Origin of the sequence: Arthrobacter sp. 2MCAF15, assembly GCF_052115605.1 — a bacterium.
GTDB lineage: Bacteria > Actinomycetota > Actinomycetes > Actinomycetales > Micrococcaceae > Arthrobacter.
In genome coordinates this window covers 24,938-34,823 of record NZ_JBFRGZ010000028.1, presented here as the reverse complement: position 1 = coordinate 34,823, position 9,886 = coordinate 24,938, and the positions used below count along the sequence as shown (strand labels likewise).

Here is a 9,886-nt window from a genome sequence, read left to right as displayed (position 1 = left end):
TCTCCGCCGAGGCGCTGCGGTCCCGGATCGATGACGCCGAGGCCAAACTCGTCGTCACCGCCGACGGCACCTACCGCCGCGGCAAGCCCAGCCCGCTCAAACCCGCCGTCGACGAAGCCCTCGCCGGTGCCGGTCACACGGTGCGGAACGTCGTGGTGGTCAGGCGCAACGGACAGGCGGTGGACTGGCACGAGGGCCGGGACCACTGGTGGGCCGACACCGTCGGCGCCGCCTCACCCGAGCACACGGCCGCCGGGCACGACGCCGAGCACCCGCTCTTCATCCTGTACACCTCCGGGACCACCGGAAAGCCCAAGGGCATCCTGCACACCACCGGCGGCTACCTCACCCAGACCGCCTACACCCACAAGGCGGTCTTCGACCTGCACCCGGAGACCGACGTGTACTGGTGCACCGCGGACGTCGGCTGGGTCACCGGGCACTCCTACGTCGCCTACGCCCCGCTGATCAACGGCGCCACCCAGGTCATGTACGAGGGCACCCCGGACTCCCCGCACCAGGGCCGCTGGTGGGAACTCATCGAAAAATACCGGGTCTCCATCCTCTACACCGCCCCGACCGCGATCCGGACGTTCATGAAGTGGGGCACCGACATCCCCGCGAAATACGACCTGTCCTCGATCCGGGTCCTGGGCTCGGTGGGCGAACCCATCAACCCCGAGGCCTGGATGTGGTACCGCGAGACCATCGGGGCCAACAACGGCAACAACGGGCAGAAGAAAGAGCACCCCGCCCCGATCGTGGACACCTGGTGGCAGACCGAGACCGGGGCGCAGATGATCGCCCCGCTGCCGGGTGTCACCGCGACCAAGCCCGGCTCCGCGCAGGTCCCGCTGCCGGGCATCGCCGTGGACGTCGTGGACGAGACCGGCGAGTCGGTGCCCAACGGGCACGGCGGTTTCCTGGTGATCCGCGAACCCTGGCCGGCCATGCTCCGCGGGATCTGGGGGGACCCGGAACGGTTCAAGGAGACCTACTGGTCCCGCTTCGAGACCATGTACTTCGCCGGCGACGGCGCCAAGAAGGACGAGGACGGCGACATCTGGCTCCTGGGCCGGGTCGATGACGTGATGAACATTTCCGGGCACCGGCTCTCCACCGCCGAAATCGAATCCGCCCTCGTGTCCCACCCCGCGGTCGCCGAAGCCGCCGTCGTCGGCGCCGCGGACGAGACCACCGGCCAGGCCGTCGTCGCCTTCGTGATCCTCCGCGGGGACGCCGTGGACTCCGGCGAGGACACCGTCACCGAACTCCGCAACCACGTCGGCAAGGAAATCGGCCCGATCGCCAAACCCAAAACCATCCTCATCGTCCCCGAACTGCCCAAAACCCGGTCCGGAAAAATCATGCGCCGCCTCCTCAAAGACGTCGCCGAAGGCCGCGAGGTGGGCGACGCCACCACCCTGGCGGACAACACGGTCATGGCCCAGATTGCGCAATCACTGAAGAAATAGCCGGCGCCCCCTTCGACGCTGGTTTGCCGACGGCGGCGCCGCCCACCCTGGTGGGCCGCGCCGCCGTCGTCGTTGATCCTGCCGGCTGAGGCCGCAGCAGCCATCAACATCCCCGGGAACGGACAGTGGGCTGGTCATGAACAGCGGGCGCGGGCCCCCGGCGCGATAGATTTGCAGACATGACTGAAGCCACCCCCGCCAGCGGCGCAGGCCGCGGCACCATTCTGGTACTCAACGGACCCAATTTGAACCTGCTCGGCACCCGCGAGCCGGAGAAATACGGGACGGCGRCGCTGGCCGACGTCGAACAGCTCGCCAAAGACGCAGGTGCGGCACACGGCCTGGACGTCGAGTGCTTCCAGTCCAACCACGAGGGTGCCCTGGTGGACGCCATTCACGCCGCCCGCGGGACGGCGGTGGGAATCGTGATCAACGCCGGCGCCTACACGCACACGTCCGTGGCCATCCGGGACGCGATTTCCGCTGTTGCCCTGCCGACGGTCGAGGTGCACATCACCAATGTTCACGCCCGCGAGGCCTTTCGGCACCATTCCTACCTTTCGGATGTCAGCAAGGCAGTGATCGCCGGCGCCGGGATTCTGGGCTACCGCTTCGCGGTCGAATACCTCGCCGGGCTGCACGCGGACAAGGACTGAGCATGTCCCCCGCGGAGCCAGAAGCGGTGTCTGGGGAATCGGCCACGGGGTCAGACACAGGGTCGGCCACGGAGTCAGACACAGCACAGTGGTACCGGCACTGCGGCACGGTCGATGCGCCCGGTTCCTCCCCGTGCTATGCGGCGTGGACCGTGGGGATCGCCGGAGACGCCGAGCTGATCCGGCGGATCGACCGGTGGCCGCACAACAAGCGCCAGCCGCTGCTGATTCTGGCCGCGGCGAGGTTCCTCGGCGCGCAGGTCAGCCCCTACCGCGATTTTCGGATTTTCCTGGAAGAGCACTGGGCCCAGGTCTCGGACATCGTCCTTTCGCGGGCCACCCAGACGAACGAGGCCGGACGCTGCGCCACCTTGTTGCCGTCGCTGGCGCAGATTTCGGCCGTGGAGGACCGGCCCCTGGCCCTCATCGAGGTGGGCGCCTCCGCCGGTCTGGCCCTGTTCCCTGACCGTTATGGATACGAGTTTGTCCGAGCGGGGGCCGACGGCGACGCTGCGGAAGCAGGCACCGACCCGGCGGCGGCCGCAGAGGAGCGGACGACGCGGCTGCTTCCGGCCGGCGCCGCGCCCGGCATGTACCCCGTCCTGCGCTGCGTCACCTCAGGCCCGGTGCCGCTTCCGGCGGAAGTCCCCCGTGTGGTGTGGCGCGCCGGGATCGATCTCAACCCGCTGGACGTGCGCAACCCAGACGACGTCGCCTGGCTCGAAGCCCTCGTCTGGCCGGAGCAGGAGTTCCGGCTCGAACGGCTGCGCCAGGCGATCGCCATCGCCCAGGAACGGCCGCCCCTGCTGGTGGCCGGCGACCTCAACGACCAGCTCGTGGCCCTGGCGGGGCGCGCCCCGGCGGATGCCGCCCTGGTGGTATTCCACAGCGCCGTCATGGCCTATCTCGACGCCGCGGGCCGCTCCCGGTTCCGGCTGACCATGGCCAATCTCGCGGCGGAGCGTGGTTGCCACTGGCTCTCGAACGAGGGCCACACGGTGGTTGCCCAGGCAGACGGGTCCAACGTCGTCCCGGAAATGGATGACGCCCGGCTCCGCGGCCGGTTCCTGTTGCTGCAGGACGGCGAGCCGGCGGCCATCACCGGCCCGCACGGGCAGAGCCTGGAGTGGCTCTAACCGGAGGGCGCTTCCAACCGAAGGCGGCTCTAACCGGAGGGCGGCAGTCCCGCTGTTTTCTTGCTGCGCCGTGCTTGCTGCAGCGTTATTTCTTAATGCACTGTCCGGACGAGACGGCACTGCCCAACCCGGGCGCCTGGGCCGCGACGGGGCCGAGGTCATTCATGGTGATCGCAAATCCGAGCGAGGACTCAGTGGTCGCCTTGGCAAAGACCACCCCAGCCACCTGCCCGTCCATTGTCAGGAGCGGGCCTCCGGAGTTGCCCGGCTGCACGTCGCCTGCGAGCCGGTACACGTCCTCGGGCGCGGCATTTTTGCCGTAGATGTCCGGGACCAGCACGGTTGTGATGTCCTGCACCGTGGCAGGTTTGGACTGGAAGGGGCCGCCATGCGGATAACCGGCGAAGGCTGCGGCGCTGCCGGACGGCAGGTCACCGGCCAGCGCCAGGGGTTCCGTGCGCAGGCCATCCACAGCCACGACGGCGAGGTCGTGCTGGGAGTCGAAGTACACAACGCGCCCAGGCAGCGCGCGGCCGCCGGGGGTCTCCACCACGGGCTCGTCGACGCCGGCGACCACATGGGCGTTGGTCACCACGCGGCCGGGGGCGACCACGAAGCCGGTTCCGGTCTGGTTCTGGCCGCACTGGTAGGCGGTGCCGGCGATCTTGAGTACTGACGCGGCTGCCTTGTTCAGCGCCGGCGTGTCCGTACTCGTATTCGGGATGGCAACGGGCTGGCTCTGGCCGAAGCCGTCCAGCAGGGTGGGAATGCCCTCGCCGATCACCGCCGAGCGCAACTGGGCCATCGATGCTTTGACCGGCGTCGGCGTCACGCCGTCGATGAACCTGATGACTTTTGACTCCGCGAGCTGCTGGGACACCAACGGCACGCCCAGGGCCCCGATGCTGAACGCCAGCATCGACATCACGAGGGCGGACACCACCACGTTCACGCCTCCGCCGACGAGGCGGTCTGCCGCCCGCAGCGGGCTGAACGGGACCACGCTGCGGATGCGCCGACCGATCATGGTGCCCAGGCCGTTTCCCACGATCATCAGCAGGACGGCGGTGGCGACGATTGCCGTCAGGCGCCAGCCGCTGTCCTCCACGAGCCCGCTCACAATGGGCACGGACACGAACGCGGCCACCGCGCCCGCCGCGAATCCGGCGATGCCTCCGAGCGTTACAAGGAAGCCGTTGCGAAGACCGTGGATCAGGTAGGACAAGAGCGCCACAATCAACGCCAGGTCCAAAATGGTCAAGCCAAACACCGGGGGGCTCCTCACAGACAGTTCAGCGACGATTGTACCGGTGTAAGCTGAACGTTTGCCGACCGGCCGCCGGCCTGCATAGGGAACTGCGCGGACATCCCGGGCCGTGCGCTTTCGGCCCCTTCGGGCGTTTTGGTGCCAACTACGTCACAGAAGCGCCAAAATTCTGAAAGAATGGCTGAAGCGCCCCAGCCGACACAGCTAGTCAGGAGATTTCATGGATATCGAGGTATTGCGCCGCGCACCCCTTTTCGCCACGCTCGACGACGAGGCGTTCCGTCTGCTGACGGACGAACTTACCGAGGTGGACCTTTCACGCGGTGCCTCGGTATTCCGGGAAGGCGATCAGGGTGACCAGCTCTACTTCATCGTCTCCGGCAAGGTCAAGCTTGGCCGCACGTCCCCGGACGGCCGCGAATCACTGCTGGCCATCCTCGGCCCGGGCGAACTTTTCGGCGAAATGGCGCTGTTTGACCCCAGCCCGCGCACGGCCACGGCAACCGCCGTCTCCGAGACGCGTCTCGCCGGCCTGAAGAACGAGAGCCTCAACGCGCTGCTGCGCACCCGCCCCGAGGTTTCGGCCCAGCTACTGCAGGCCCTGGCCCGCCGCCTGCGCCGCACCAACGACTCACTCTCCGACCTCGTCTTCTCCGACGTGCCGGGCCGTGTGGCCAAGGCGCTGCTGGACCTGGCCGACCGCTTCGGCCGACCGGCGACCGACGGCGTGCTGGTCGCGCACGAACTGACCCAGGAAGAGCTGGCCCAGCTGGTCGGCGCTTCCCGCGAAACGGTCAACAAAGCTCTCGCTGAATTCGTGCAGCGCGGCTGGCTCCGCCTGGAAGCCCGCGCCGTCGTCATTCTCGACATGCAGCGCCTGCGCCAGCGTTCCCGCTAGGGATCCACAGCAACCACGAAGGCCGGCCCCGGAAACGGGACCGGCCTTCTGTTGTTAAACCCCGGCCTCGTCCGCGTACTCGTCTGCGGGACATGCCCATTCTTGGTTGCGGGGACTGGGCATAGTGCCACTATGTCCACCGGCCAGAGTCACCCGTGGGCATGTCCCGGGCTCAGGCAGGCAAAGGAGGGACATGTCCACTCGTGCTCATTGACGCGGTGCAGGCGAAAAAGGACACGCCAGGCCTGGCTGCCGCCTCCGCGGGACATGCCCAGCCTTGGTTGCGGAGACTGGGCATAACGCCACTATGTCCACCGGCCAGAGCCACCCGTGGGCATGTCCCGGGCTCAGGCAGGCAAAGGAGGGACATGTCCATTCGTGCGGAGCAGGGAAGGGCATGTCCCCTGCGGACACTGACTTCAACCCCCGCGGCCGCTGCCTTCAACGCGCGCGTCCGGACCTAGCGTTCCCGCTGGGGTTCGCCGGCGACGGTCGTGGCGGCCTCGACTTCGAGCACGAGCCGGCCGTCTTCCTCGACGAGCTTCGGCTGGTAGACGTGGGCCTTGCGTTTGTAGCTGAGGTAGGCGATGCAGCCGTTGGCCTTGGCCATCTTCTCGAGCATGATCTCCGAGCCCGGCACCAGGAGTTCGCCCAGGGTCCGTCCGACGGTGTTTTCCTGCCCTACCTCGTCGCCAAGGGCCGTGGTTTCGCGCTCGAGCACAACCTTCCGGGCGCACACCCATCGACCCCATACGCCCTTGCTGGCCAGCAGTGACGGCTGCTGGTTCACGGGCACCGTGGCGGCAAAGTAGCGGGTGTTGAACCGGCGGTGCGCGAAATCGGGGCTGAGCCAGTTCACCAGGGGCTTGAGCAGGTCCGTACGCAGCGAGAGCCCCCGCTTGGCGAGCAGTTCAGTGAAGGACTTCTCCTGCTCCGCCACGGCTTCGCGGGCACGCATCCAGTCCGCGCTGGAGGTCATCTCCACCGTGGTGGACAGGTCGGGGCCCGCCAGCAGGAGGCCGGTCTCCTCGAACAGCTCACGGATGGCGCCCACAACGTGGCGGCGCGCCAGCCCGACGTCGTCCGTCCCCATCTGCTCGGCCCAATGCTGGGGCGAGGGGCCAAGCCAGCCGACGGCGTCGTCGTCGGACGCCTCCAGCGATCCCCCGGGGAAGGCGAGGACACCGAGCGGGGAAGAGCCGGTCCGGTAGCCGAGCCAGGTCTCCAGGCCTGTGGGCGAATCCCGCAGGAGGATCACCGAGGACGCCAGGCGGGGGGCGCGGGGCGTCCGCTCACCGTGTTCAATCCAGCTCCGGGCTGCTCCCTCGAGATCGGGGGGCAGAACGAACAAGCGACGTGCTAACTGAGGCAACGAAGTGACCGGCCTTCTAAGCGAATTCGGCGATCAGTTCGACTTCGACGGGCGAGTCGAGCGGCAGGACAGAGACCCCGACAGCGGAGCGTGCGTGCTGGCCGGCGTCGCCGAGGACCTGGCCCAGCAGCTCCGAGGCGCCGTTGATGACGCCGGGCTGGCCGGTAAAGGAAGGATCGGAGGAAACAAACCCGACAACCTTGACGATCCGCGTGATCCGGTCGAGGTCGCCGATCACGCTCTTGACGGCAGCAAGGGCGTTGACGGCGCAGACGGCGGCGTAGGCCTTCGCGTCTTCCGGGGAGACGGTGGATTCGTCGGAGGCGCCCTGGGAGCCGGAGGACACCTTGCCGGTGGCCTCGAGCTTGCCGTTGATGAACGGCAGCTGCCCCGAGGTGTAGACGTGGTTGCCGGAGATGACCGCGGGAACATACGCCGCGACCGGGGCGGCGACCTCGGGAAGCGTGAGGCCCAGCTCGGCCAGGCGCTGTTCGACGGCGGATGACGCGCCCGCGCCGTTAACGTGGGCCGCTGCGCCTGCGGCGCTTTCGGAGGTGTTTCCCGCGGCGGCCGACGTGGCCGGAGCGGTTTCTGAGGGGTTGCTCATGGCTACTGCTTCTCCCGCTTCAGGTAGGCAACCAGGCCGTTTCCGTCAGGCCCGGGAACGACCTGGACGAGCTCCCAGCCGTCCTCGCCCCACTGGTCCAGGATCTGCTTTGTGGCGTGGATAATGAGCGGAATCGTGGCGTACTCCCATTTGGTCATGACATAAAGCCTAGTCGTTGCCGGTAAAGTGGAAAACATGGCGACTGGCAAGAACCCTTTATTCGATACGGCCACCACCCTCGGAAAGATCTTTCTTTTCCTGGGCGTGAGCGCCATTTGCGGCGTCCTGGTGGCAGGCCTCCTGGTCCCCGCGGCAGCCGTTTCAGGCAGCGCGGCAAGCGGTTCCATCCAGTTTTTTGACACCCTTCCGGCGGAGCTGAAGGTCGATCCGCCGAGCCAGTCGACCACGATCCTGGCCTCCGACGGCAGCGTGATCGCCAACCTCTACGCGGAGAACCGGACCCGCGTTTCGCTTGACCAGATGTCTCCGCACATCAAGGACGCGATCATCGCCATCGAGGACAGCCGCTTCTACGAGCACGGCGGCGTGGACACCACCGGCATCCTGCGCGCCCTCGTGAGCACCGCCCGCGGCAACAAGCAGGGCGCGTCCACCATTACGCAGCAGTACGTGAACAACGTCATCAACTCCTCGCTGGAGGCCGAAGGCAAGGGCGACGAGGTCCTCCTCAACGGCGTCAACAAGGGCGTCGGGGACAAGCTCCGTGAGATGAAGCTGGCCATCGCGCTGGAAAAGAAGTTCACCAAGGAGCAGATCCTCGAGGGCTACCTGAACATCGTCTTCTTCAACCGGGACGCCTACGGCATCGAAGCCGCGTCCAAGTTCTTCTTCAGCACCACGGCCAAGGACCTGACCCTGCCGCAGGCGGCCCTGCTGGCCGGTGTCGTGAACAGCCCCTCCTTCTATGACCCGATCACGAATCCGGAGAACGCCAAGGTCCGTCGCGACCTCGTACTCAAGGCGATGCTCACCCAGGGCAAGATCAAACAGGCCGACTACGATGCAGCAGTCGCGACTCCGGTCGAAACCAAGGTCACCCAGCCCCGCCAGGGCTGCGCCTATTCGCAGACGGCGCCGTATTTCTGTGATTACGTGCTCCACCTGCTCCTGAACAACCCGGCCTACGGTGCCGACGCCGCAGAGCGTGAACGGAAGATCTTCCGCGGCGGCCTGACCATCAAGACCACACTGGATCCGAAGGCCCAGGCCGTCGCCCAGGCCCAGGTTGACGGTTCGGCCGGCGCGAACCCGGACAAGTGGGGCGCCGCCCTGGTGTCCGTCCAGCCGGGCTCGGGCAAGATCGTCTCCATGGCCCAGAACACCGTCTGGTTCCCGGCCGACGGCAAGTTCGACCAGACGCAGAACTTCAACGTGGACGTCCAGGACGCCAAGGGCAATGACCTCAACGGCCTCGGCGGCTTCCAGCCCGGCTCCACCATGAAGCCCTTCACATTTGCGGAATGGCTCAATGAGGGCAAGTCGATGAGCACGCAGCTCAACGGAGCAGTGCGCCGGTACTCTCCCGGATTCCCGTGGAAGAACACGTGTCCGACGCCTACGACCGACTCGTACGACAGCACCGCCGGCACCCACGACCTGCAGAACGCCGACGAGAACCACTACAAGTACATGTCTGTCCTTGACGGGCTGGCGAACTCGATCAACACCATCACTTTCGCCTCTGCCGCCCAGGTGGACCTCTGCGGGATCCAGAAGGTCGTCGACGCCGTCGGGATCCACGGCGGTCTGCCCACCCCGGACAGCCCCAACCCCCAGGTCAACATGACCCGGCTCTCCAACCTCATTGGAGCCACCCAGACGGCGCCGCTGACCATGGCCAGCGCGTTCGCCACCTTCGCCAATGACGGCAAGTACTGCGAGCCGATGGCCATCGATTCGGTGACGGACGCAACCGGCGCCCAACTGCCGGCCCAGACACCGAACTGCAAGGATGCGGTCAACCCCGACGTGGCCCACGGCGTCGCGTACGCCATGCAGGAAGTGCTCAACCGCGGTTCGGGCTCGCTGATCCAGCCCCGGATTTCGACCCGGACCAGCTTCCCGATCGCTGCCAAGACCGGAACCAATGACAACAACAGCTCGACCTGGGTGGCCGGCTACACCAAGGGCCTCGCGACCGCCACGTGGTTTGGCGATCCCCTGGGAGACCAGCAGCGGGCCGGCCAGAATGTCACGATCAACGGCAACTTCTACAAGGGCATCGACGGCTACATGATCGCCGGACCGCAGTTCTCGAACTACATGGCCCAGGTCGCGCCGGCGTACGGCACCGATCCGTTCCCTGCTCCGCCGTCGAGCATGCTGTACTCGCCGGCGCCGGTGACCACGCCCCGGGCCACCACCCCGACGAGCGAGAGCACCGCGCCGGCCACGGAACCGTCCGCCGACCCGACGCCGGCACCTACACAGTCGTCCGGCAAAAAGAAGTAGCCG

Annotated in this window: 9 protein-coding genes; 5 read left to right on the top strand and 4 right to left on the bottom strand. The window is 67.1% G+C overall.

What is annotated here, in order from left to right; all coding sequences use genetic code 11:
• The 3 genes from acs to AB4089_RS21415 all read left to right on the top strand — a co-directional run.
• The coding region (gene acs, locus AB4089_RS21425; protein WP_441411289.1) for an acetate--CoA ligase at nt 1–1,475 on the top strand (1,475 nt) is incomplete at its 5' end.
• 179 nt (nt 1,476–1,654) lie between these two features.
• Nucleotides 1,655–2,131, top strand: a complete 477-nt coding sequence (aroQ, locus tag AB4089_RS21420; protein ID WP_441411288.1) for a type II 3-dehydroquinate dehydratase — start codon at nt 1,655–1,657, stop codon at nt 2,129–2,131.
• 2 nt (nt 2,132–2,133) lie between these two features.
• Complete coding sequence (locus AB4089_RS21415; RefSeq protein ID WP_441411287.1) at nt 2,134–3,267, top strand: DUF2332 domain-containing protein; 1,134 nt, start codon at nt 2,134–2,136, stop codon at nt 3,265–3,267.
• 85 nt (nt 3,268–3,352) lie between these two features.
• Here the strand turns inward: AB4089_RS21415 and AB4089_RS21410 are convergent, their stop codons facing one another.
• Nucleotides 3,353–4,537 (bottom strand): MarP family serine protease, encoded by a 1,185-nt coding sequence (locus AB4089_RS21410; protein ID WP_441411286.1) that lies wholly within the window; start codon nt 4,535–4,537, stop codon nt 3,353–3,355.
• Between the two features lie 217 nt (nt 4,538–4,754).
• On the opposite strand from AB4089_RS21410, the gene AB4089_RS21405 reads away from it, so the two are divergent.
• Entirely contained in the window at nt 4,755–5,432 is a 678-nt protein-coding gene (locus AB4089_RS21405) for a Crp/Fnr family transcriptional regulator (RefSeq protein ID WP_011693220.1), read from the top strand.
• A gap of 460 nt (nt 5,433–5,892) precedes the next feature.
• Here the strand turns inward: AB4089_RS21405 and AB4089_RS21400 are convergent, their stop codons facing one another.
• The 3 genes from AB4089_RS21400 to AB4089_RS21390 are packed head-to-tail and all read right to left on the bottom strand — an operon-like array spanning nt 5,893 to nt 7,569.
• Entirely contained in the window at nt 5,893–6,804 is a 912-nt protein-coding gene (locus AB4089_RS21400) for an NUDIX hydrolase (RefSeq protein ID WP_441411285.1), read from the bottom strand.
• A 16-nt stretch (nt 6,805–6,820) separates the two neighbouring features.
• Nucleotides 6,821–7,411, bottom strand: a complete 591-nt coding sequence (locus tag AB4089_RS21395; RefSeq protein WP_441411284.1) for a RidA family protein — start codon at nt 7,409–7,411, stop codon at nt 6,821–6,823.
• 2 nt (nt 7,412–7,413) lie between these two features.
• A complete protein-coding gene (locus tag AB4089_RS21390; protein WP_009359196.1) occupies nt 7,414–7,569 on the bottom strand; it encodes a DUF4177 domain-containing protein in 156 nt (51 codons plus the stop codon).
• Nucleotides 7,570–7,606: 37 nt separating this feature from the next.
• On the opposite strand from AB4089_RS21390, the gene AB4089_RS21385 reads away from it, so the two are divergent.
• The gene (locus AB4089_RS21385) at nt 7,607–9,883 is read left to right on the top strand and encodes a transglycosylase domain-containing protein (protein WP_441411283.1); all 2,277 of its coding nucleotides are present in this window, start codon (nt 7,607–7,609) and stop codon (nt 9,881–9,883) included.
• Nucleotides 9,884–9,886: the final 3 nt, after the last annotated feature.

Bases quoted from the DNA above. Each gene is read 5' to 3' on its own strand.
- AB4089_RS21415 (WP_441411287.1), top strand. From the start codon at position 2,134: ATGTCCCCCGCGGAGCCAGAAGCGGTGTCTGGGGAATCGGCCACGGGG.
- AB4089_RS21405 (WP_011693220.1), top strand. From the start codon at position 4,755: ATGGATATCGAGGTATTGCGCCGCGCACCCCTTTTCGCCACGCTCGAC.
- AB4089_RS21395 (WP_441411284.1), bottom strand. From the start codon at position 7,411: ATGAGCAACCCCTCAGAAACCGCTCCGGCCACGTCGGCCGCCGCGGGA.
- AB4089_RS21390 (WP_009359196.1), bottom strand. From the start codon at position 7,569: ATGACCAAATGGGAGTACGCCACGATTCCGCTCATTATCCACGCCACA.
- AB4089_RS21385 (WP_441411283.1), top strand. From the start codon at position 7,607: ATGGCGACTGGCAAGAACCCTTTATTCGATACGGCCACCACCCTCGGA.